Genomic DNA, 23,434 nt, shown 5'->3' with positions numbered 1-23,434 from the left:
AAGAAAAGCAAGGGGATTCCCTAATCCATCGACGACGGTATGGAGTTTGGTTGTCTTTCCGCCACGACTGACGCCGATGTGCTGATTTACTTCGTGTCCTGCTGCGTTTTTTTAGCACCTGCACTGTGTTGATGAGCTTTGACCGATGTAGAATCGATGCTCAAGTTTTCAAAGTCAGGTTCCACGTGAGTTGCCTAATTTTGACGGACGTCCTGTTTGATAGGGCGGGAACATGTCCTAAATTTGTTCCCACTGTTCATCGTTTATTTCGTACCGTCTTGGAATCATGTTCGATGCTCCATTCGTTTTTCTCTAATCATACCACATTTTTCTTTAGTTTTCAGACACGTCCTAGTAAAAGTTTGCGCCGCGGCTTGACTTGGAGCCTCTGCGGACATGGTTTTTGGCGAGTGGGCGAGTTGGCCTTAAGCTGGAGTGCTACGATAAAATGCAGTCGATAAACCCCCTCATATGAAATAAAATGAAAGTTGACGAGGGGACGAGAAAGAATGAATCGGTACGACAAAACATTCAAAGAAGAAGCAGTAAGACTAGGCGATGAGATTGGACCAAAGAAAGCCGCCGAGCAGTTAGGCGTAGCTACTATACCTTACAGGAATGGAGAAAGCGAATAACCCTGCACGGCGACGGAGCGTATATCGGGAGCGAAAGGACTTATGCATCTGCCGATAAGACTGCGCGTGAAATCGAATTAGAAAGAGAAATAGGCGAGTTGCGCCGCACGAATGAAATTCTCAAGGACACACTCGGTTTTTTCGCAATAGACCGGAAGCGGTAAAGGCATGCTAGCTCTATGTTTACATCCGTGAACGACGGGAGCAATGGACCGTCAAGGAGACGTGCGAGGTACTTGCTGTCAGCGAATCGGGCTACTACCGTAGCTTGAAGCCCGCTCCCAAACAGGAGCGGCAGCAACTTCTTCTGGTCAAAATCAATGACATTATTGGAGAGCATGAAGACAACAGTAATTACGGTGTCCAGCGTATTCTGCTGGGGCTGTCACAAATAGAGATCACGACCAGCTACAGCACCGAATCATGAAGAAGCATGGCCTGCTGAAGAAAAAGCCAAGTGTCAACCCAATGGCATAACACGCCAGGATGCCGCAGCTCAAAAGAGCGAGAACCTGATTCAGAGAGACTTCAGATCCTCATCACCCAACCAAAAGTGGCTATCGGATATAACCGAAGTCCCTTGTTCAGACGGCAAGCTATCTGTCCGCGGTACTGGATTGTTTCAACGGAGAGATCGTGGGCCTAGCCATGGACGACAACATGCGCAAGGAACTCTGCATCCAGGCCTTTGAGAACGCCTATAAAGCAAGAAATGCGCGCGGAATGATTTATCACAGTGATCGAGGGCCATGCTTTCCGGGAGAGTCTGGCTACACGTGACGCCATTCAGAGCATGAGCGGCACAGGACGTTGTTATGAATGTTTTTTTGCTACGCTAAAGAAAGAGAAGCTGTACAAGGTCGACACGGAGCGCTATCCAATGGCCTATATTAAATCGATCATCTTCAGATACATCATGGTCTACTACAACAGACGACGGATCTAGAGCTCTAATCCAGGGGGCTGGCCCCAGCTATTTATCGCAAAAGAATGCTGTTACAAGCAGCTTAGTAATGGGATTTCTGTACGAGGGTGTTTTCAAACTGTACTTTTTTGACAACTCCATAAGGACTTTTCGAATAGTTTATGTGTTTTCCACTCCAAATTTCCGTTTCATATTTCTAGGTTTCTAATTATGCATCCAAATTCGCTATTTTAAGAGTCATAGAGAAGTAGATTGTGAGTTGCTTGTAGGGTCCATTCATATTGATTTTAACGATGGATGTGATAGGTCTCGCTTATAAAAAAGTTCCTTTCTTTGGGTGGCGTTGTTTGGGTGAGCATCGTTCTACCAAAAAGAGATGGAGCCATTTTCGTATTTTCACAGAAACACAGGATATGTTTTGTAGTAGACTCTCAGATGATAGAGATGATAAAATAGGTTCATTGATTGTTTGAATCCCATCTGTTAAAATTTTATATATTGATATTTATTGACAATAATTTTAGAACTACAGAAAAAAGGAGCACAAAGCTGTCTGAAAAGGAGAAAATATGGCTATTAACGGCTTTTTTAAAAATAGAAAAATACTTATTATTGGTGGAACAGGTACAATAGGTAAGAGCATATTATTAACCCTTCTTAAAGATGAGCCTGAAGTGGTTAGAATATTTAGTAGAGATGAGTACAAACAATTTGAATTAGAAAATGAATTGGGATATCAAGAGAATATTCGCTACTTAATAGGTGACGTGAGAGATTGTGATAGAGTAAGAAGGGCAATGCAAGATATAGATTACGTTTTCCACGTTGCCGCAATGAAGCATGTTCCTTCGTGCGAGTATAATCCTTATGAAGCAGTATTAACTAATATTATTGGTACCAATAACGTTATTCAGGCTGCAATTAATTCAAATGTAAAAAAAGTCGTGTTTACAAGTACGGATAAAGCGATATCTCCTACCAATACGTACGGTGCCACCAAATTAACAGCTGAAAGATTGATTGCTGCTGCGCACTACAATAAAGGTAAGAGTGGAACAGTTTTTGCAGCTGTTCGATTTGGGAATGTTATGGGATCAAGAGGCTCCGTTATACCCCTATTTGAAAAACAAATACTAAGCGATAGGAAAATAACTATCACTGATATGGATATGACAAGATTTATGATGACGTTAAATCAGGCTACCAAGTTAACGATTCAGTCATTAGTTCACTCTACTGGCGGTGAAATATTTGTGCTGAAGATGCCGGTAATAAAATTAAGTGACCTAGCAGAAGTAGTGATTGATAAATGTTCTTTTAAACACAATATACCGCTCAGTGATATTCAAATCGTAGAAATCGGCTTACGTCCAGGCGAAAAGTATTATGAGGAATTAATGACATTTGAGGAGTCGAAAGTTGCTGTTGAATTGTCTCATTCCTTTGTGATTCCTTCTCCATTTGTTGAACAATTACCTGAGTATGAAGGCGGGATTAAAGCGAGATTGGGAACGTATAGTTCTGAGAATATACAACCTATTTCAATAGATGAACTTAAAAAGATAATTGAAAACGAGAGACTGTTATAAATTATTTTGTGAATTTTGGGAGGAAAAAATACATGAAGAAGATTCTTGTAACGGGCGGAGCAGGATTTATTGGGAGATGGGTTGTAAAAAAATTACTTGATGACGGACATAAAGTTTGGGTTTTGGATGATTTGTCTAACGGAAGAGAAGTGAACATTAAGGAGTTTTTTGAATATGATGGACTAGTTAAATTTATAGCCGGTGACATTAAGGACGTTGGATTACTTGAAACGTTGTTTGGTGAAAAATTTGATATATGCTATCATTTGGGAGCTAGCATTAATGTTCAAGATAGTATTGACGATCCAAGAACTACATTTGAAAATGATGCTGTAGGGACATTTAATGTACTAGAACAAGCTAAGAAGCATGATACTAAAGTTGTATTTATGAGCACTTGCATGGTGTATGATAAGGCGTTGGGTGAAATGGGGATAGATGAAAATCATCCCACAAAACCTGCTTCTCCATATGCGGGGTCAAAAATTTCAGCAGAGAATATGGTGTTGTCTTATTTTTATGCTTATGGGATGCCAACTGTAGTTATACGTCCTTTTAATACTTATGGACCTTATCAAAAGACAGGCGGAGAAGGTGGCGTAGTGGCTGTCTTTATTAAAAGAAAACTGAATGGAGAAAGTCTGAATATTTATGGTGATGGCACTCAAACTCGCGACTTATTGTATGTTGAGGACTGTGCTAGATTTGTTGTAGAATCTGGCTATTCAGATAAGGTTAATGGTCATATAATAAATGCTGGCTTGGGAAAAGATATTAGTATTAATGAACTTGCTAAACTCATTATTCAAGATGATTCTAAAATTAAACATGTGAAACACATTCACCCTCAAAGTGAAATTGCGAAATTACTATGTAATTATAATAAAGCTAAGCAATTACTGGGCTGGGAGCCTAGAGTCGCACTAGAAGAGGGCGTGAAAAGAACTGAAGAATGGATAAAATCCACTAATTTAATTTGAGAGGTTAAAAATGAAAAATGAAGGATTGGCTATTAACGGAGGAAAACGTGTAAGAGAGACATTTCTACCTTATGGAAAACAGTGGATCGATGATGAGGATATACAGGCCGTGGTATCTATTCTTAAAAGTGAGTATTTAACGACTGGTCCTGCGATATGTGAATTTGAGGAAAAAATTGCTGGTTATGTGGATGCTAAGTATGCTGTTGCTTTTGCAAATGGTACAGCCGCTCTCCATGCAGCCTGCTTTGCAGCAGGGATTGCTGAGGGAGATGAAGTGATTACTACGCCGTTGACTTTTGCTGCTAGTGCCAATTGTGTTCTTTATCAAGGCGGACGTCCTGTGTTTGTTGATATTGATAAGGAAACTTATAATATTGACGCAAAAAAAATTTTTTCTCATGTAAACAGTAAGACAAAAGCGATTATACCTGTTGATTATACCGGTCAACCTGCTGATTTGGATAGTATCATTCGTATTGCTAAAGACAATAACCTAGTGGTAATAGAAGATGCGGCTCATGCTTTAGGTGCTACGTATAAAGGAAAAAGGGTTGGTTCAATAAGTGATATGACTATGTTTAGTCTTCATCCAGTGAAACATATCACAACAGGTGAAGGTGGTGTTATAACCACAAATGACTCGTATTACTATAATAAACTAATTCAATTTAGAGCACATGGAATTACAAGAGATCCCCAACAATTAGTTACTGAAAATCGAGGATCTTGGTATTATGAGATGCAAGTATTAGGATATAACTATCGAATTACTGATTTTCAAGCTGCTCTAGGAAGTAGTCAACTTGAGAAACTTCCACTCTTTTTAGAACGCAGAAAAAAAAACGTGGCTTTGTACAATCAATTGCTTACAGAATTTTCAGAGAAAGATAAACTGATTATTCCTTTTCAGCACCAAGATGGAGAATCAAGCTGGCATCTTTATGTTATACAACTAAGATCCGAGTGTTTGAAAGTAGATAGAGATACTATTTATAAAGCCTTAATAAAGGAAAACATCGGAGTAAATGTGCACTATATTCCAGTGTATTTACATCCATACTATAGTCAATTAGGATATGATAGAGGTATTTGTCCTGTGGTTGAGAAAATATATGAAAATATCATCACCCTTCCGCTATTTCCGCTTATGGAGGAAAGCGATGTTTATGATGTGGTTAATGCTTTGCAAAAGGTATTGTCATATTATGCAAAGTAGGTGAGACCAATTTCAAAGATTGGGATAGGTACAGTTCAGTTTGGATTAGATTATGGAATTTCAAATCAAAATGGTAAAACTTCTATTCAAGAAGTCGAAAACATTTTAACGGTAGCTAAAGAATTAGATATTAAATATATTGATACAGCACATCTATATGGCTCAAGTGAAGAAATATTGGGTTTATCAGAGGTTTCTAAATTTGGAGATTATAAAGTTATTACAAAGACACCGAAATTTAGTGATCTGATTTTAGAGAGCGATGCACTGTATCTATATCAGACACTGCTAAGATCTTTGAATAAATTAAGGAATACATCTGTTTATGGTCTATTGATGCATGATGCTGATGATTTGTTAAAGTCAGGCAGTGATTTATTATATAACAAATTGCTTGAAATAAAACAAGAAGGTCTGGCCGGAAAAATAGGGGTATCTGTATACAATAGTATGCAAATACAAAGTATCATTGATCATTACCCAGTTGATATTATTCAGTTACCGCTGAATGTTTTTGATCAGCGTCTTATTGAAAATAGAATGCTCAATAAATTGAAACAAAATAATATAGAAATTCATGTGAGATCTGTTTTTTTACAAGGACTCCTGTTAATGGAACCGAGTGCACTACCTTCGTTTTTTAATAAATACAAAACTCATATAGTGAAGTATCGAAATTATTTAGAACAGCATAATATTTCTCCGTTAGAGGCAGCATTAAGTTTTGTGAGTTCACAGACAACAATTGATTGTGTGATATGCGGGATTAATAATGCTGCTCAATTAAGAGAAATTTATGCGGCATCTAAAAAAAAATATGACGTGAATAAGCTAAATTTATCTCAGTTTGCTTTACATGACGAAAAAATAATTAATCCGTCTAATTGGGGAATATAGGGGGTAGATTTCGTTGTTAAGAAGATGTGTGAAATGTGGTCTTCCTGAAACTTACGAAACAATTGAGTTCAATAGCAAGGGAATTTGCAATATTTGTACTCAAAAAGTGTTTAAAGATACAGAAATTGATTGGGAATTACGAAAACAAATTTTAAATGATTTGATTGAAGAGTACAGAGGAAAGTATGATTACGACTGCATTGTACCGTTCTCTGGTGGTAAAGATTCAACCTATACACTAAATTATTTGGTTAGGGAATATAAGTTGAAGCCTTTAGTTGTACAGTTTAATCATGGCTTTATGCGTGAAACTCTATTGAAAAATAATGAAAGAACATTCAAGAAACTTGGAGTAGATGTCTTAAGCTTCACCCCGAATTGGAAAGTTGTTAAAAGATTGATGAAAGAGGCTCTAATCAGAAAAGGCGATTTTTGCTGGCATTGCCATACTGGGATTTTTGCTTATCCTATGCAAATAGCGATCAAATTTAATGTTCCTTTAGTTTTTTGGGGCGAACCTTCATCTGAGTACACAGCATATTATGATTACAAGGATAATGAAATTGAAGAAGTGGATGAGGATCGTTTTAATCGCTATGTAAATCTTGGGATTACTGCTGAAGATATGGAGGGTATGATTAAAAATGATTTTGAGCTCGATTCAAGAGATCTTAATCCATATATGTATCCCAAACTCCGTGATTTGAAGAAAATTAGATATCGTTCTGTATGCTTAGGTTCTTATATTCCTTGGGATGTTAAGAGGAATGTAGAAGAGATCAAAAGTGAATTAGGGTGGCAAGGGGACGAAGTGGAGGGTATTCCTTTTGAAGCGTATCCGTATGAAAAAATCGAGTGTTACATGCAAGGTGTTAGGGATTATATTAAATATTTAAAACGTGGATATTCCAGAGTAACCCAAATGACTGCTTTAGATTTAAGAAACGAAAGAATAACGAAGCGAGAAGCGGATAAACTAATAGAAGATTTTGAAGGGAGAAAACCACCGTCATTAGATCTTTTTTTAGAATATCTTGAAATATCAGAAGATGAATTTAATGAGATTGTTTCAAAAACAGTTGTAGCCCCACATATTCCGGATTTTAAAAATATTGAAATAGCACCAAAAACTTGGGATTTCGAGCATTGGTATAGGGAGAAAAAATAATGTATGATTGGAATTATTGATTATGGAATGGGTAACCTTCGTTCAGTTTCTAATGCAATTTATTATTTAGGTTACGATTTTATACTGGTAGATAATGAACAGAAACTTGACGGAGTTAGTCATGTTATTTTGCCTGGAGTTGGGGCTTATAACAAAGCAGTTGATTTAATCAAAGAAAAAGGACTTTTCGAGGCTATCAGAAAATATGCTGTTACAGGAAGGCCATTTCTGGGCATTTGTTTAGGTATGCAACTTTTATCTGATAATGGACATGAAGGTGGAATGACAGAAGGGTTCTCATTCATTCCAGGAACCGTTTCAAGGTTATCCGAAGAATTTAATTTACCTATACCACATGTAGGATGGAATACCGTACATTTTACGGCAGACCATCCTGTTTTTCATAAAGTAAAGAATGATTTAGATTTCTACTTTACGCATTCGTATCATTTTGTTTGTGAAAAAAATGAATATATAATAGGAAAAACTGATTATGGACAAGCCCTGAACACGATTGTAGCCAAAAACAATGTCATTGGTTTTCAATTTCATCCAGAAAAAAGTCAGAAAAATGGTTTGAAATTAATTGAAAATTTTTGTGAGTGGGATGGTAAATGCTAAAAAAGAGAATAATTCCTTTACAGTTATTGTTAAATAGTCGTTTAGTAAAAACTTTGAATTTCGATTCCTATAGAGATGTTGGTGATCCTGTTAACAGTTCTAAAATATACGATTCACAGGATGCAGATGAGTTGGTTTTCCTTAATATTGATCGAAGTAATCGAACTATTGAGCCCCTATTAAAATTAATAGATAAGGTTTCCGAAGTATGTTTTATGCCGTTGGCTTTGGGGGGAGGGATTAAAACGGTTGAAGACGCTACTTCACTAATATTGAATGGAGCAGATAAAATAATTATAAACTCTAAGTGTTATGATGATAAGAGTATTATAACAAAAATATCGGAAAAATTCGGAAGTCAAGCGGTTGTTGTCTCTATTGATGTCAAGAGAAATGTTTTTACAAATAAGTTTGATCTATATTCTGCATGTGGCATTAAAAAAGAAATGGTTAGTTTAGAGAATCATATTAGCGCGGTCGTGGAAGCAGGTGCTGGAGAAATATTAATTAATTCTATAGATAAAGATGGAACAATGTCGGGATATGATTTGGATTTGCTTAAAACTGTTTCGGCTCTGTCCTGTATACCGATAATAGGATGTGGTGGTTCGGGTAATTTTGTTGACTTATTAAATGCCTTTTCTGAGACAAGTGTTGATGCGTTGGGATGCGGAAGTATTTTTAATTTTGGGGATAATAACCCCTTAAGAGCGAAAGCTTTTTTGAAAAATTATAACATACCCCTTAAGCATATTGGATAAATTTAGATAAAGGAGGTGAGTCAATGGATGAATTCGTCCCAATAAAAGGTGAAAAGGTGCTGTTAAGATTAATTAGTATTCTTGATTGTAATGAACAGTACTTAAATTGGTTGTTAGATCCAGAAGTTAACCGATATTTAGAGACCAGATGGGAATCACAAAGTATTGATCAAATTAAGTCATTTGTTTTTGGGATGATTAAATCCGAGCAAAATTATTTATTTGCTATTATTGATTCAAGTAGTAATAAACATATTGGTAATATTAAATTAGGTCCAATTAATTTCAATCATAGGACTGCCGATATCAGTTATTTTATCGGAGATAAATCAATGTGGAGAAAAGGACTAGCAAGTGAAGCAATTAGCTTGGTTGTTAAGTTTGCTTTCAGCGTTGGTATATATAAGATTTTTGCTGGTTTATATGAAAGTAATATAGGGAGCTTAAAGGCTTTACAAAAATGTGGGTTTTCAGTCGAGGCCATCTTAAAGGATAAATTAGTAAATACCAGTAATCAACGGGAAAATCATGTGATTCTTTCTATAACAAACATTAAATAATCATGTGGAGTGGTAGTAATGATTATCGCTTTCTTACAAGCAAGATATTCTTCTTCAAGATTACCAGGTAAAGTGATGAAACCTTTACTTAATGAGCCTATGCTAATCAGGCAATTAGAAAGATTATCGATATGTAGAACGCTAGATAAATTAGTTGTATTAACAAGCATTGACTCGTCAGATAATGTTATAGAAGAAGAATGTTCAAAAAGAGGAATTACTTTTTTTAGAGGTAATTTAAATGATGTTTTGGACCGTTTTTATCAAGGGGCAGTGGTATATAATCCGAATCATATTGTTAGATTAACTGGCGACTGCCCTTTGATTGACCCAGAGGTAGTAGATAATATTGTGAAATTCCATATATTAAATGGATTTGATTATACTAGTAATACTCTTGAACCAACTTTTCCAGATGGTCTAGACGTTGAAGTTTTTAAACGAGAGTTATTAATCGAAGCATGGAAAAAAGCAACTTTGCCATCTCAAAGAGAGCATGTTACTCCCTACATGTATTTAAATGAAGATAATAAATATACGTTAGGATCTTACATTAATAATATTGATTTGTCTCATTTAAGGTGGACTGTAGATACATTAGATGATTTTATGTTTGTTGAATCGATTTATTCTAATTTATATGCTCAGAATCCTAGCTTTTCAACAGAGAATATTATTAATTTTATTAGCAAAAATAATGAGCTTGCAACGATCAATCAATCATATATAAGAAATGAAGGCTATTTGAAATCATTACAAGCCGATAAAAAACGATAAAAAGGAGATGGATCAAATGTCTAAATATCTATTATCTGAATCAATGTTAAATCGAGCAGAGAAAACAATACCACTGGCTAGTCAAACTTTTAGTAAAAGTAAAACTCATTATCCATTTGGGGTATCTCCATATTTTATTAAAAGAGGAAAGGGGAGTAAGGTATGGGATGTTGATGGGAATGAGTATACAGATTTTATTAATAGTTTGTGTGCAATTACACTTGGTTACAATGATGTAGATGTTGTCAAAGCAGTAAAAGAACAATTGGAAGAAGGAACCATTTTTTCCTTGCCTCATCCAATAGAATTTGAAGTTTCAGAAAAAATTGTTGAAATGATTCCATGTGCCGATATGGTGAGATATGGTAAAAATGGTTCAGATGCAACAGCAGGTGCTGTAAGGGTTGCTAGAGCTTATACACAACGAGACAGAGTAGCGGTATGCGGATATCATGGTTGGCAGGATTGGTATATTGGATCCACTACTCGAAATAAAGGCGTACCACAGGTAGTTAGGGATCAAACTCATAGTTTTCAGTATAATAACATTGACTCTCTTAAAAAGATATTTGATGATTTTCCCGATCAGATAGCATGTGTAATTTTAGAGCCTATGAACGTTACAGAACCACAAAATAACTTCCTTCAAGAAGTTTTGGAATATACACATAGTCAAGGCGCTTTATTAATATTTGATGAAACAGTTACTGGGTTTCGTTTTGCAAATGGAGGGGCACAACAATACTTTGGTGTAACCCCTGACCTAGCAACATTCGGAAAAGGATTAGCAAATGGATTTCCAATTTCGGTGGTTGCTGGAAAAGAGAAATACATGAGACTAATGGAAGAAATATTTTTTTCATTTACATTTGGTGGTGAAACATTATCATTAGCGGCTTCGCTAGCAACATTAAAAAAATTACAAGCTGAGCCTGTAATTGAAACGTTATATAAACAAGGCTCCAAGATAATTGAAGGCGTTAATAATTTAATTCAAAAACATGATTTAAAGGAGATAGTATCTATAAGTGGTAATCCTACATGGTCATTCCTTAATATTGCTGGATTCAACGATTATAATAGTTTCGAAATCAAAACATTATTTCTTCAAGAAATATTTGATCGAGGCATTCTATCAGTAGGTACACATAATCTTAGTTATTCTCATAGTGACCAAGATATAACGAAATTGCTCAATGTTTATGATGAGGTATTTTCTATTTTGCAAAAAGCTATTTTTGATAAATCACTAGTTCAATATTTGAAGTGCAAACCTCTAGAACCATTATTTAAAGTAAGATAAATACAAGAGATGGAAAAGAAAAAATTGGTAGTAAGAACGGATGCCTCATCATCGATAGGTTCTGGACATATTATGCGCTGTTTAGTCGCGGCCAAAGAGTTTCAAAAACAAAATTATGATGTTATTTTTGTTACAAATGGTGATATCGGACTAGCTCTTGAAGAATTAATTCAAAAATCAAAAATGGAGCTCCGGAAACTTCCGAAGGCAGAGAAAGATTCTCTGGTAATATGGAACGATTTCTTTATTGAAAAGGACTTGCAATTATTCCTTGATGCTATTCATGATATTAAAGCACATATAATTATTGTAGATCACTATAAGCTTAATAAAATATGGGAAGAAAAAGCAAAACTATTTACAAATTGTTTGTTTGTTATAGATGATTTGGCAAATCGTGAACACAGATGTAATTATTTATTAGATCAAAATTATTACTATAACAAACCAGAGAGTAGATATAATTCGTTAATAAATATAAACTGTAAACTTTTGCTTGGTCCCAAATATAGTTTGCTTCGAGAAGAGTTTTATAAATTAAGAGCTACTAGTTCTACCCGATTAAGAGGAGTTCCATTAAAAAAAATTCTTGTTTTCTTTGGGGGAAGTGACCCTACCAATGAGACAAGTAAAGTAGTTGATGCTTTACTAAACCACAAAATAAAATTTGATGTTGATGTGGTTATTGGAGGAGCTAACAAAAATTATTTCAATATTGTAGCGCAATATAAATTTTATCCAAATGTAAAGATTTATTATAATATTTCCAATGTAGCGCAAATAATGAGTCAGAATGATATTTCTATTGGAGCTGGCGGTACAACTACTTGGGAAAGATGTATACTTGGACTTCCTTCAATAATTATTTGTATTGCTGAAAATCAAATCGGAATTTCAAGTGAAATAGATCAACACGGGGCCGCCATTAATTTAGGCTGGCATAAAGATGTAGGAACTAAGGATATTATACGTTGTTTAGATGAATTAATACTAACTCCACAAAAGATAGAAATAATGTCGAGTAAGTCTTTAGAGCTCATGAAAGAAAGTTTTGGTGCAAAAACAGTCGTTCAAGAACTTTTGAAAGGGGAGGGCACTATTTGGAAATCAGTTTAAGGCCAATTTCTAAAAACGACTTGGAGATGGTATTAAATTGGCGAAATACAGAAAGAGTAAGAGATTGTATGTTCAATAATGAAATAATTAAGATGGCAGACCATTTAAGATGGTTTGAAAATAATAAGGAAAATAATAAGTGCGAAAATCTTATATTTTTCTATAATCAAGAACCTACCGGTGTTGTTAATTTTACAAACATCGATACAATTAATAAAAAGTGTAGTTGGGGATTTTATATTGGAAAACAAGATTCAAAATCTGGGTTAGGAACTATAATGGGAATCCTTTCTCTTGACTATATCTTCAAAAAGGACATTAGAAAAGTATCGGCAGAAATATTGGATTTTAATATAGCAAGTAAAAGAGTGCACGAGAAGCTAAGATTTATCCAAGAAGGAACGTTAATTAATCATATTTTTAGAAACGGAAGTTATGTTGATGTTATTTTAATGTGTCATTTTAAGGAACGGTGGCTGAAGATGAAAGATGAGTTAAATGAGAACTTTTTAAAGGAGCCAGGAAAAATAAAATGATGAATAATAGTATAACCATTTACAATAAAAAAATCGGAAAGGATCATCCTCCATTTATTATCGCCGAGATGTCGGGCAATCATAATCAATCACTAGAGCGTGCTTTGAAAATTGTAGAGGAGGCGGCCAGAGCAGGTGTTCAAGCTTTAAAAATTCAAACATATACAGCCGATACAATGACTTTAAATATTGATAATAAAGATGATTTTTTTATTAGCGATGAAAAAAGTCTTTGGAAAGGAAATTCTCTTTACAAATTGTATCAACAAGCATATACACCTTGGGAATGGCATAGACCAATATTTGAAAAATGTAAAGAACTAGATATTATTGCTTTTAGTACTCCATTTGATTCAACAGCAGTAGATTTTCTAGAAGAACTTGATGTGCCTTGCTATAAAATTGCCTCATTTGAAAACACTGATATTCCATTGATAAAAAAAATAGCTCAAACAGGCAAACCAATGATTATATCAACTGGTATGGCTACAGTGGCTGAATTGGATGAAACAGTACAGATAGCTAGACAATATGGTTGCAATGAATTAGTTTTGCTTAAATGCACCAGTACGTATCCAGCTTCGCCTGAAAATACGAACATTTCAACAATACCACATATGGAAAAATTGTTTGGGTGTCAAGTTGGTCTTTCGGATCATACGATGGGAAATGGTGTAGCTGTTGGAAGCGTGGCACTTGGTGCAACAGTAATTGAAAAACATTTTACTCTATCTAGAGCTGATGGTGGGGTTGATTCTACTTTTTCATTAGAACCTCATGAAATGTCCCAGCTTGTAATAGAAACAGAAAGGGTTTGGAAATCACTGGGTGAAATTTCTTATGGACCTACAGACACAGAAAAATCCTCATTAAAATATAGAAGATCATTATATATTTCAGAAGATTTAAAAGCAGGAGATGTTCTGACAATGGATAATATTCGAGCAATAAGACCGGGTTATGGTATGCCTACTAAATACTTAGAAATAATATTGGGTAAAAAAATAAAGGTTGATGTAGAAAAAGGACAACCTTTAAATTGGGATATAGTAATCTAATATGTTAAAAAATAGCTTTTTTAATTTATCATTAAGAGGGAGTACCCTTTTAAGTAAATTCCTCTTAATGTTTGTTTTAGCAAAATATCTTGAACCTGGACAATTGGGTATTTATGGGATATTTGTTTCGGCTATTGCTTTTTCGTTATATATTATTGGAATGGATTTTTATATTTTTAATACCCGAGAAATTTTAGCTTCTCCAAAAGAAAATCATTTAAATCTTATTAAGGATCAATTTATTCTTCATTTCATACTTTATCTATTTATTTTTCCGTTACTGCTTTTTTTATTTTATTTCCATATATTACCTTTAAAATATTTAATATGGTTTTATCTTATTTTGATTGTAGAACATTTGTCATCAGAATTTAGTCGGATATTTGTTACACTGGAATATCCTATTATATCAAGTATAGTTGTTTTTCTAAGAAACGGAGCCTGGGCACTTTTTGTTATTATATATATATATATATCAACAATTAAAGACCTTGAAATTATATTTTATTCATGGTTCATAGGTGGATTTGTAAGTATTGTTATTAGTATTTTTATTCTTCGTAAGTTACTTTTGATAAAAGTAGTAAAAAAAGTTGACTGGAAATGGTTGAGGAAAGGTTGTAAGAACTCACTTCGGTTTTTGATTTCGTCAATATCTTTGGCAAGTATTGAATTTGTTAATAGAAATGTCTTGAAAATAGCTTATAGTAATGAACTGGTCGGTATATATACATTTTATTCCAATATAACCAATTTAATTCAAGTGTTTGTTTATACAGCAATTATTATGATAATGCAGCCTCAATTGATATCCTTATTTCAGAAGAATGAATTAGAGAAATTCTATGAACAGAAAAAAGTATTTAATAAAAGAATAGTTCTATCTTCTTTTTTATTAGGTATATTTAGTATAATAGGTATTTATCCTATTTTATACCTTGTTAATAAACCAATATATAGTACTTATATTTCTGCTTTTTGGATACTGTCATTATCAACTGTCATTAATGTGATCTCTCAAGTATTCTATACATCCCTATACATTAGGAGAGTTGATTCAAAAATAGTTCTGAGCTCATTTATTTCATTTCTTATTGCCTTAATTATGAATATAATACTAACACCTTCTTTAGGCATCTATGGCGTTGCTATTAGTACATTAGTTTCCTCAATTGTAATATTAGTTTTACAATATTATTTTGATAAAAGTTCTCAAAAAGAGTATTGAAAGGTGAATCTTCATGAATATAGGGTTTATTGCTCTTTTTAATAATACTATCTTTTATAAAGCTATTGCGGATGAGCTTGAAAAAGATGGACATAGTATATTTTGGATTACATCATCAAAAAAAAGAAAAACTTGGTTAATTAATAATGGTACTTTGGCTGAAAAAATTGTTTTATTGAACAAGTCCGTATTAAATGTGCAAATTATCGAGAAAGGTAAGCAATTGATTAATGAAATTGAAAGGAAGACAAACGAGAAAGTAAACAATATTATTCTAATGGATAGAATATTGAGGCATTGGAATTATAGATCAGCGTGTGAATATGTCTATAGTATCAGTAATACAATTAATGAATTTTTATTAAAGAATGATATTGAAATTGTAATCAGTGAAGGAACGACTGTTCAGGAGTTGATAACAGCGATATTGTGTAAATATAATAATAAAAATTTTTATAATCCAGGTACTATGAGGATACCGAGCGATCGGTTTTTGTTTTTTAAAGGATATTTACAAAAAGAATATGAAAAGTTTGAAGAGTTTGATAGTAACAGTACTAGAGATTTATCAGAACGAGTTGAAGAAATAAAGATAGGGGTAAGATCAGGAGTAAAGCCTAATTATTTTTATTGGAATGACCAAATCCCGAAAATTAATATCTCATGGTTTTCAAAAGTAATCGAGAAAATAAAAGAGTCTCTAATTGAATCTAGAAATGATGCAACGGTCAAATCCCTAGGTTATCATTTGTTTAAAGAACCTAAGTACCTAAAGCCATTTAGGTACTTTAGAGCAAGAAGTCTATTTGAGAAGCCTGATTTGGAAACTAAATATGCTTTATATACAATGCATATGCAGCCTGAATCTGGTATTGATGTTTTTGGCGCAAAAACATCAAATCAGCTTGATGTTATTGAAAAAATCTCAAGAGAATTACCTGTGGACATGGTTCTATATGTAAAAGAGCATTCGAATTGTTTGGGTGATCGAAGTGTTTCCTATCTTAAAGCAATACAACGATTGCCGGGAGTTAAATTAATCGATCCGTTTTTTAGTACCCATAAACTTATCGAAAGGTGCCAGATAGTTTTTACTATTTGTGGGACAGTTGGATTTGAAGCTGGTTTTTTTGGGAAAAAGACAGTATTATTTTCTCAAATGTATTTTGATGGGTTATCTTCTGTTATTAGCATTATAAATTCAAATCAAATCAGTACGATATTAAAGAAAGAATCGGAAGAGTTTACTGCAGAAGATAAGTTATTTATTGAAAATATGTTAAATAACTCATTTGAAGGTATTATAAGTGATCCGATAAGTGCCCCAATATGTATATCTGATGAAAATCTAAAAAGAGTATCATTTGCATTTCGAAAATTAATCGATTTGATACAAAATAGAAACGAGTGCACGAATAAAAAGCAGATGCTTAATGAAGACTGAAAACGGCATGATTGGTTGACCGTAATTTCCAATCAATTTCATATAAAGACTGTTCCTAGTTGCTATTTGAATCTTGTTCCATTTTTAAATCGGAACAAGATGTAATTTTTTATGGAAGTAGCAAAATGCGGGGTGATAGTATTGGCTAAGGTTGTAAAGCACGAACTTTTCTTTTTTTATTTATAGTATAAGAAATGTAAATAGGGATTCAGATAAATTTAACTTAGCAGGCTATAATAGTAATCTTCTATTCTTAAGAGGCCGAACAAGCGTTGCCGCGCGTAGAAGATTTAGGGTAAGCCGACAAAAACATTCTCCTACTGAATCCCTCCTATAGACTTTGCTAAAGTTATCACTTGTTGATCAGCGGGTACTTTCTTAATGCAAAGTATGGTATTAATGAGAATTAAGGTGGAGCGATCTGTCGTGTCGTGCAAAGGCTCGTTTTAAAGTTAATCACTAAATCCGACGCCAACGGATGATCCGAGAAGAAAACCGAAAAATTCAGACGGCTTGTTTCGGAGCGGTTGGATCACAAACCTTCACAACATGGTAGATATTACTGACTAGCTGTTTTACCAAACGGGATTTTAGACGCTATGTGTGGAATTGATAGAATTAACCATCTCGCTCCTAATAACATTAACTAGACAAGTTGGACCCTTAGCTTAGGTTGGCTAAACCATTTAAAGCCTCTCAAGATCATGGTTGGATTCTATTAACTACACGAAACCGTAATCGTTATAGCGGCGTAACCCATTATTGTTGTTGGTTAAAAAAGAAACAATAATGATTTATTGATTGAAGGTGTTATTTATGAAATATTTATCTCCCAGATATATTTTTTCTTTATCAATTTCTATCTGGATTGTTTTGTATTTATTTTCACCTATTGAATATATTTATACCCCATCTAAAATGGCCATTATTGTTATAATATCTTATATATTCTTTTTTTATCTTGGAACTTATTTGATAAGCTTATTTAATACTGTATTCATTCTTAAGGGATATGTTCAGAATAATAATGAGTTCGATTCTTTTAGAGTTAAGAAAATATACAATATTCTATTTGTTGTTACCTCTATTGGAATATTGTTAAGGTTTTATGATTTATTAATTGTAAAGTCTTTTTTTAGTTATAGTTCTATTACAGACTTTAGAATAAATTATGAGGCAAATGATTCGGGTATAGTATCTATTACATCAGCAATTCTATTTCCGTTTGGAGTAGCTCTCTCTATGTTCACCATATATTTATACAAATATTTAGGAAGCAAACATTATATACTTTCATTTATATCATTAATGTGCATTCTTTTTTATCCAGTTCTAAGAGGTGGAAGAACTACTCTTACTCTATTATTTGTTATTATTGCTGTTTCAATAGTACTAACAAATCCAGCGTTTATAAAAAAACAACTAAAGAAACTGTTTATTTATGTTATATTGTTTATATTCGGTTTATTATTTTTTGTTTATTCAATGAACATTATCATTGATCGGTTGGAGTTTAATGGGTTTACTATACCCAGTCATTTGGAATATATGCAACCTGAATATGGTATATTTATTCCTGAAAATATAATAGATCTGACGAGAAATGAAGGAATTGTTGCCAAGCTAATATATACTCTCATTAGTTTGTCATGGTATTGCACTCATGGACTATTTGAGTTTTTTTATCTGTTTGATAATTTTAGTTTAGATAATCTCGTATTTGGAGCGCAGCAGTTTTATCCTATTTTTAAATTTTTAGAGTTGGTCGGGCTTAGTTCAATTACACAAGAATATTTATCTTCTATAGTTCCAATGCCGGGAGTATATACAACCTTCTATGGTCCTGTATTTATTGATTTTGGCTATTTAGGTTTTTTATACTGCTTTTTATTAGGTGTACTTATTCAATATTTGTGGACCAAGATTCAGATAAATACTCCCATTGGATTGTTTCTATACCCTTTTTTTGCATCGGTATTATTACATTCTGCGTTTATCAATATGATTGATGCTGGTTTTGGATTATATTTCCTAGTCTCGCTAATAATATCCGTATGTATAGTTAAGTACATAGGGATTAGGGTTCAATAATGGGAAGGTTGGGGTGGAGTGAAGATCTTACATGTAGGGGAATATATTAAAGGTGGAGTTGGTACCTATCTTAGGGAAGTATTGCAATATCAATCTCAACGTAGTGACATTACTGATCTGTTTGTAATCCTAAGTAACAAAAGTAAGGATTTTGATTTGTCAATAGATAATAGTAAAATATTTTATTACTCTTTTGAGAGATATCCTCAGTATGTTTTTTTAGCTAGCTTTCAAATTTATTCGTTGATTAAAAAAATTAACCCAGATATTATTCACGTGCATAGCACATTTGCAGGTGTATTAGTCAGAATATTGTTTTTAATATATAAAAAAAGACCTATAATCTATTGTCCCCATGGTTGGTCATTCTTGATGCATACAACTAAATTTAAAAAAAGGGTCTTTGCATTAATTGAGAGAACTCTATCTATCCCAACAGATTTAATTATTAATATTTCGAATGATGAGTACTTGAAATCTACTCAACTAGGGATAGATGCAAAAAAGTCTAGGGTTGTATACAATGGTATAAGTGAGACTATTCATGTTTCCCAGGATAAGGTCTTTGTAGTAGATGATTCAAAGATCAATCTGTTATTTGTCGGTAGGTTTGATCATCAGAAGGGATTAGATATACTAGCACGTATAGCACAGTCGTATCCCTTGGATCATATTAAGTTTTATTTGATTGGATCTCAAGTGCTAGAAAATAAAGATTATATACTAGATTTACCTGATAGTTTTGTTACTCTTGGATGGGTAGATAATTCAATAATAGATGAGTACTACAGTCAAGTGGACGCTGTTATTATTCCATCTAGATGGGAAGGATTTGGCTTAGTTGCACTTGAGGCAATGAAGAATAAGAAGGCTGTCCTAGCTAGTAATGTAGGAGGTCTGAAAGAAATTGTTGAGCATAATGAAACTGGATTGCTTTTCAATATTAATGATGAAGAAGCCATAGTACATCTATTAAATAATCTGAAAAAGGAAGATCTTCAAACTATGGGGTTAAAGGGATATAATAGCTTTAAAGAACATTTTACAAGTGAAAAAATGAATAATAACATTTTTAGGTTGTATAAAGAATTATTAGAAAAGTGAGAGGGGTGCGGGGTATTTCAAAAGCACTGGGTTTATTATACATTATTATTGGTTGGATCAAGCACATCGTATTCATTTCAGGAGCCTGTTTTTTTAGACAATCCCAAGTTAAGAAGGGGAAAGGTACAAGAGTATATTTTAATGTGTTTATTAAGTATCCCGAAAATATAGTTATTGGGGCGAATACTTTTATTAATTTCGGTTGTTGTTTATGGGGGGCTCCAAATGGAAGAATTACGATAGGTAATGATGTACTATTTGGACCTAATGTGACAGTTGTCGCATCTAATCACGGGATAGAGAAAAACCAATTAGTCAGATTAAATGAATGGCATGATGGGAATATAATCATTGAAGACGATGTATGGATTGGAGCTAACTCTGTTATTCTTAAGGACGTTAAGATCGGCAAAGGGGCTATTATAGCTGCTGGGTCTATTGTAAATAGAGACGTCCCAAGCTATACAGTTTATGGCGGGGTGCCTGCAAAGTTTTTAAAAGAACGACTATAAAATAAGCCTGGGTGATAAGATGATACGGGGAAAAGAAAGGTTTTTTTCACAAGCGTATATTTTAATTGATTTTTTTATCATTCAAATAATGGCACTTTTTTCTTGGTGGATAAAATTTGAGAGCGAGTTAGTTTCTTATGAATTAAACCTGCCCCTTGAAAGGTATTACTTATGGAGTATCATTTATGGTGCGATAGCTGCTTTTATCGGCTACACAGGTTCGTTATATTCATCTAAAAGAAACAAGAGCTTTTCATATGAATTAATAAGAATAATACAAGTTCACTTCATAAGTTTATTGCTTCTTCTTAGCTTATTATTTATTTTTCGGGAAGTAAATCTCTCAAGAACATATTTAATTTTTTATTTAATTAATAATATAATGTTTATTGGATTATACAGATACTGCATCAAGGTAGTCCTAAGAATCTTTAGAGAAAAGGGTTACAATAAAAAATTTATTTTGATTATTGGGGCAGGTAAATTAGGTCAAAAATTTCATGATAATATCACTCTCCATCCTGAGTTGGGTTATGAGGTTGTTGGTTATATTGATGATTTTCACTCTACACCAATTAACAATAAGTTAATATTAGGTACCACTAATTCGCTTGAAGAAGTATTAAATAAAGTGTTTATTGACGAAGTAATTATAGCTTTACCTCTAACCGCGCACGAAAAGTACTTGTCAATAATAAATATTTGTGAAAAAGTTGGAGTTAAAACACTAATTATCCCCGATTTTTTTAATTTATTACCAGCGAAGCCTTATTTCGATAATTTCGCAGGTATTCCGATAATAAATGTGCGTGATATTCCTCTTGATGAACTAAGTAATCGGCTTTTTAAAAGGATGTTTGATATTGTATTTTCTTTATGCGCTATTTTTTTAGTTTTACCTCTTATGATAGCTATTGCTGTCGGAGTAAAATTGACTTCGCCGGGTCCAATTATTTTTAAACAAGAGAGAGTCGGTTTAAATAGAAGGAATTTTTATATGTACAAGTTTAGATCAATGAGAGTCATGCCCCCTGGGTTTATCGACACAGGATGGACGACATTAAATGATCCTAGAAAGACACGGTTTGGAGCCTTTTTACGAAAAACAAGTCTTGATGAACTTCCACAATTTTTTAATGTATTGTTTGGACATATGAGTGTAGTTGGTCCACGGCCTGAAAGGCCATATTTTGTTGAACAATTTAAGGAAGAAATCCCAAAGTATATGATTAAACATCATATACGTCCAGGTATTACTGGATGGGCACAATCAAACGGATTGCGTGGAGATACTTCAATTGAGGATCGCATTAAACATGACATTTTTTATATTGAAAATTGGAGTTTTTTATTTGATATAAAGATTATTTTTAAAACAATAGTAAATGGGTTTATTAACAAAAATGCATATTAAGTGATATGTAGCCTAGGAGTAGGCTTGAAAACTTTTTTATCTATAATAGATTGAATTAGTGATCTTCCAGTATTAGGAAGGATTTTACTCCCTCACCGTCGAATTCAGAAAGACCTTGAAGAGGGTGGTGAACGGGATGGAAGCCAACGAAGCCCTGACGGCTATTGAAGAACGAATGAAGTCAACGAAAGACCGTCGAATGTACGAGCGACTTCAGACGATTCGTCTACGATTATGAACATGCCTGTAAGTGAAATCGCTATGATCATGTGTCGTTCTGAAAAAACAATTCGCAGCTACATTCATGCCTACGAAAAGGAAGGCATCTCCGGTCTCATCATGCGGTTCTCGCCAGGACGCTCCTCGCGTCTGACGAAAGATCAACGAGACGAGTTAAAGCGAGTAATCGTTAACCAAGTACCCGCAGACATCGGTTTCACGGCTAGATTCAATTGGACGTTGCAACTCATTGCAGATCACATCAAGCAGACGTATGGATGCCAGTACTCGTTACGTGGTGTATCTAAGCTCATGGAACAAATGAATATGAGCTATACAAAGCCTACGTATACCCTTACTGCTGCGGATCCTGTGAAGCAGAAACGGTTTGTCGAAGAAACGTTTCCCGCTATAAAAAAGGGTTGAAGATGGCGAAATTGATCATCTTTTGTTTGAAGATGAAAGCATGATCCGTGATTATCAAGCGCTGCAACGAACGTGGTTTGAGAAAGGCAAGCAACGTATCGTTCGGACAACGGGCAAGCATCGCGGCGTGAAGTTGCTTTCATCCGCTGACTATTGCAATGGAAAAATAGTTTGGCATGAAGACGTAGAGTATACAGCAGACACGTTTCTGAATTTCTTGAATCGGGTGCTGGAAGCTTATCCTTCAGGTAACATTACAATGGTGCTGGACAATGCTCGGATTCATCACGCCAAGTTACTTGAGCCGTTCATGAACGAAAACAAGCGCCTCACATTGTCTTCCTTCCACCTTACAGCCCGCAGCTCAATATTGTGGAAGGGCTCTGGAAGTGGCTCAAAGGCGATGTCGTTAATAATGTCTTTTACCACACGGTAGCAGAGATACGTAACAATGTTCGTTCCTTTATGGAATCAATTATGAAGAATCCTCGAGCCATAATTGACCGTCTCTGCGTCCGCATGGAGTCCGATAAAATTGTGGAATTTCTTTAATTCAACTTATATAGACCATAGGACAGTGGACAAATAGGCACTGTATATAGCTCCATTCTATGAAGCAGCCGATACAAAGATTTGGATTTGAAAGTTCAACCGGATACCGTATTCAGGATATCTTAAGGGTCTGGCAATATTTTTGTTCTGTACTCATTTAAAGGGGGGAGAAGGATTGTAATGCTCTCCATTGTCAAGACACGATTTTTTGAGGAATAAGTTAAGTCCTCGAATCTCGTCATCTATTGAATTAGGATGAGATTTTTTCGACATCATGGGCATAAAATTCACAGGGTTTA

22 protein-coding genes and 2 pseudogenes are annotated in these 23,434 nt (G+C 34.1%); 23 read left to right on the top strand and 1 reads right to left on the bottom strand.

The genetic code is table 11. The features are described from left to right. A pseudogene (locus EYB31_RS41165) lies at positions 1-182 on the bottom strand (IS5-like element ISLpl3 family transposase); the annotation flags it as partial. Between the two features lie 327 nt (positions 183-509). Here EYB31_RS41165 and EYB31_RS41380 point away from each other — a divergent pair. The 23 genes and pseudogenes from EYB31_RS41380 (at position 510) to EYB31_RS39315 (ending at position 23,135) form a co-directional block, all read left to right on the top strand. Beyond that, positions 510-635 carry a hypothetical protein gene (locus tag EYB31_RS41380; protein WP_276322142.1) on the top strand — a complete coding sequence of 42 codons (126 nt, stop codon included), beginning with the start codon at positions 510-512 and terminating at the stop codon, positions 633-635. Between the two features lie 648 nt (positions 636-1,283). Continuing rightward, the gene (locus EYB31_RS41665; RefSeq protein ID WP_420819504.1) at positions 1,284-1,415 is read left to right on the top strand and encodes a hypothetical protein; all 132 of its coding nucleotides are present in this window, start codon (positions 1,284-1,286) and stop codon (positions 1,413-1,415) included. Beyond that, a complete protein-coding gene (locus EYB31_RS40565) occupies positions 1,372-1,581 on the top strand; it encodes a hypothetical protein (protein WP_165452846.1) in 210 nt (69 codons plus the stop codon). Before EYB31_RS41665 ends, EYB31_RS40565 begins: the two co-directional genes overlap by 44 nt. A 548-nt stretch (positions 1,582-2,129) precedes the next feature. Then, positions 2,130-3,149, top strand: coding sequence for a polysaccharide biosynthesis protein (locus EYB31_RS39410; protein WP_131019063.1), 1,020 nt, complete (start codon positions 2,130-2,132; stop codon positions 3,147-3,149). A gap of 32 nt (positions 3,150-3,181) precedes the next feature. Further along, on the top strand, positions 3,182-4,129 hold the full coding sequence (locus tag EYB31_RS39405; RefSeq protein WP_131019062.1) for a dTDP-glucose 4,6-dehydratase: 948 nt from the start codon (positions 3,182-3,184) through the stop codon (positions 4,127-4,129). Between the two features lie 10 nt (positions 4,130-4,139). Continuing rightward, a complete protein-coding gene (gene pseC, locus EYB31_RS39400; protein ID WP_131019061.1) occupies positions 4,140-5,348 on the top strand; it encodes a UDP-4-amino-4,6-dideoxy-N-acetyl-beta-L-altrosamine transaminase in 1,209 nt (402 codons plus the stop codon). Next, the gene (locus tag EYB31_RS39395; protein ID WP_206105540.1) at positions 5,349-6,245 is read left to right on the top strand and encodes an aldo/keto reductase; all 897 of its coding nucleotides are present in this window, start codon (positions 5,349-5,351) and stop codon (positions 6,243-6,245) included. A gap of 13 nt (positions 6,246-6,258) precedes the next feature. Next, on the top strand, positions 6,259-7,413 hold the full coding sequence (locus EYB31_RS39390) for an N-acetyl sugar amidotransferase (RefSeq protein ID WP_131019060.1): 1,155 nt from the start codon (positions 6,259-6,261) through the stop codon (positions 7,411-7,413). Between the two features lie 3 nt (positions 7,414-7,416). Next, entirely contained in the window at positions 7,417-8,034 is a 618-nt protein-coding gene (hisH, locus tag EYB31_RS39385; protein ID WP_131019059.1) for an imidazole glycerol phosphate synthase subunit HisH, read from the top strand. Beyond that, positions 8,028-8,795, top strand: a complete 768-nt coding sequence (gene hisF, locus EYB31_RS39380; RefSeq protein WP_131019058.1) for an imidazole glycerol phosphate synthase subunit HisF — start codon at positions 8,028-8,030, stop codon at positions 8,793-8,795. The genes hisH and hisF overlap by 7 nt, the downstream gene beginning before the upstream one ends. Positions 8,796-8,818: 23 nt before the next feature. Then, on the top strand, positions 8,819-9,355 hold the full coding sequence (locus tag EYB31_RS39375) for a GNAT family N-acetyltransferase (protein WP_131019057.1): 537 nt from the start codon (positions 8,819-8,821) through the stop codon (positions 9,353-9,355). An 18-nt stretch (positions 9,356-9,373) separates the two neighbouring features. Continuing rightward, entirely contained in the window at positions 9,374-10,132 is a 759-nt protein-coding gene (locus EYB31_RS39370; RefSeq protein WP_131019056.1) for a cytidylyltransferase domain-containing protein, read from the top strand. A gap of 16 nt (positions 10,133-10,148) precedes the next feature. Next, positions 10,149-11,435, top strand: a complete 1,287-nt coding sequence (locus tag EYB31_RS39365; RefSeq protein WP_131019055.1) for an aminotransferase class III-fold pyridoxal phosphate-dependent enzyme — start codon at positions 10,149-10,151, stop codon at positions 11,433-11,435. Positions 11,436-11,444: 9 nt separating this feature from the next. Next, entirely contained in the window at positions 11,445-12,551 is a 1,107-nt protein-coding gene (gene pseG, locus EYB31_RS39360; protein ID WP_131019054.1) for a UDP-2,4-diacetamido-2,4,6-trideoxy-beta-L-altropyranose hydrolase, read from the top strand. Next, positions 12,536-13,087: a UDP-4-amino-4,6-dideoxy-N-acetyl-beta-L-altrosamine N-acetyltransferase gene (gene pseH / locus EYB31_RS39355; RefSeq protein WP_131019053.1), complete on the top strand. Its 552-nt coding sequence runs from the start codon at positions 12,536-12,538 to the stop codon at positions 13,085-13,087. The genes pseG and pseH overlap by 16 nt, the downstream gene beginning before the upstream one ends. Beyond that, positions 13,087-14,145 carry a pseudaminic acid synthase gene (gene pseI / locus EYB31_RS39350; RefSeq protein ID WP_131019065.1) on the top strand — a complete coding sequence of 353 codons (1,059 nt, stop codon included), beginning with the start codon at positions 13,087-13,089 and terminating at the stop codon, positions 14,143-14,145. Before pseH ends, pseI begins: the two co-directional genes overlap by 1 nt. Position 14,146: 1 nt before the next feature. Further along, positions 14,147-15,373 carry an oligosaccharide flippase family protein gene (locus EYB31_RS39345; RefSeq protein ID WP_131019052.1) on the top strand — a complete coding sequence of 409 codons (1,227 nt, stop codon included), beginning with the start codon at positions 14,147-14,149 and terminating at the stop codon, positions 15,371-15,373. Positions 15,374-15,386: 13 nt separating this feature from the next. Then, positions 15,387-16,817, top strand: coding sequence for a capsular polysaccharide export protein, LipB/KpsS family (locus tag EYB31_RS39340; RefSeq protein WP_131019051.1), 1,431 nt, complete (start codon positions 15,387-15,389; stop codon positions 16,815-16,817). 816 nt (positions 16,818-17,633) lie between these two features. Further along, positions 17,634-18,908: an O-antigen polymerase gene (locus tag EYB31_RS39335; protein ID WP_131019050.1), complete on the top strand. Its 1,275-nt coding sequence runs from the start codon at positions 17,634-17,636 to the stop codon at positions 18,906-18,908. Positions 18,909-18,926: 18 nt separating this feature from the next. Further along, the gene (locus tag EYB31_RS39330) at positions 18,927-20,012 is read left to right on the top strand and encodes a glycosyltransferase (RefSeq protein WP_240763226.1); all 1,086 of its coding nucleotides are present in this window, start codon (positions 18,927-18,929) and stop codon (positions 20,010-20,012) included. Continuing rightward, positions 20,009-20,524, top strand: a complete 516-nt coding sequence (locus EYB31_RS39325) for an acyltransferase (RefSeq protein WP_165452845.1) — start codon at positions 20,009-20,011, stop codon at positions 20,522-20,524. The genes EYB31_RS39330 and EYB31_RS39325 overlap by 4 nt, the downstream gene beginning before the upstream one ends. 19 nt (positions 20,525-20,543) lie before the next feature. Continuing rightward, positions 20,544-21,938, top strand: coding sequence for an undecaprenyl-phosphate glucose phosphotransferase (locus EYB31_RS39320; protein ID WP_131019048.1), 1,395 nt, complete (start codon positions 20,544-20,546; stop codon positions 21,936-21,938). Positions 21,939-22,074: 136 nt separating this feature from the next. Next, positions 22,075-23,135: pseudogene (locus tag EYB31_RS39315) on the top strand (IS630 family transposase). Positions 23,136-23,434: the final 299 nt, after the last annotated feature.

Origin of the sequence: Paenibacillus thalictri (assembly GCF_004307995.1) — a bacterium.
Classification (GTDB): Bacteria; Bacillota; Bacilli; order Paenibacillales; family NBRC-103111; genus Paenibacillus_AF; species Paenibacillus_AF thalictri.
Note: the sequence above shows the minus strand (reverse complement) of the source record. Positions and strands in the feature narration are given on the sequence as shown.

Bases quoted from the DNA above. Each gene is read 5' to 3' on its own strand.
- EYB31_RS39370 (WP_131019056.1), top strand. From the start codon at position 9,374: ATGATTATCGCTTTCTTACAAGCAAGATATTCTTCTTCAAGATTACCA.
- EYB31_RS41380 (WP_276322142.1), top strand. From the start codon at position 510: ATGAATCGGTACGACAAAACATTCAAAGAAGAAGCAGTAAGACTAGGC.
- EYB31_RS39335 (WP_131019050.1), top strand. From the start codon at position 17,634: ATGAAATATTTATCTCCCAGATATATTTTTTCTTTATCAATTTCTATC.
- hisF (WP_131019058.1), top strand. From the start codon at position 8,028: ATGCTAAAAAAGAGAATAATTCCTTTACAGTTATTGTTAAATAGTCGT.
- EYB31_RS39320 (WP_131019048.1), top strand. From the start codon at position 20,544: ATGATACGGGGAAAAGAAAGGTTTTTTTCACAAGCGTATATTTTAATT.
- EYB31_RS41665 (WP_420819504.1), top strand. From the start codon at position 1,284: ATGGACGACAACATGCGCAAGGAACTCTGCATCCAGGCCTTTGAGAAC.
- pseC (WP_131019061.1), top strand. From the start codon at position 4,140: ATGAAAAATGAAGGATTGGCTATTAACGGAGGAAAACGTGTAAGAGAG.
- pseG (WP_131019054.1), top strand. From the start codon at position 11,445: ATGGAAAAGAAAAAATTGGTAGTAAGAACGGATGCCTCATCATCGATA.
- EYB31_RS39365 (WP_131019055.1), top strand. From the start codon at position 10,149: ATGTCTAAATATCTATTATCTGAATCAATGTTAAATCGAGCAGAGAAA.
- EYB31_RS39375 (WP_131019057.1), top strand. From the start codon at position 8,819: ATGGATGAATTCGTCCCAATAAAAGGTGAAAAGGTGCTGTTAAGATTA.
- EYB31_RS39345 (WP_131019052.1), top strand. From the start codon at position 14,147: ATGTTAAAAAATAGCTTTTTTAATTTATCATTAAGAGGGAGTACCCTT.
- hisH (WP_131019059.1), top strand. From the start codon at position 7,417: ATGATTGGAATTATTGATTATGGAATGGGTAACCTTCGTTCAGTTTCT.
- EYB31_RS39405 (WP_131019062.1), top strand. From the start codon at position 3,182: ATGAAGAAGATTCTTGTAACGGGCGGAGCAGGATTTATTGGGAGATGG.
- EYB31_RS39340 (WP_131019051.1), top strand. From the start codon at position 15,387: ATGAATATAGGGTTTATTGCTCTTTTTAATAATACTATCTTTTATAAA.
- pseI (WP_131019065.1), top strand. From the start codon at position 13,087: ATGAATAATAGTATAACCATTTACAATAAAAAAATCGGAAAGGATCAT.
- EYB31_RS39410 (WP_131019063.1), top strand. From the start codon at position 2,130: ATGGCTATTAACGGCTTTTTTAAAAATAGAAAAATACTTATTATTGGT.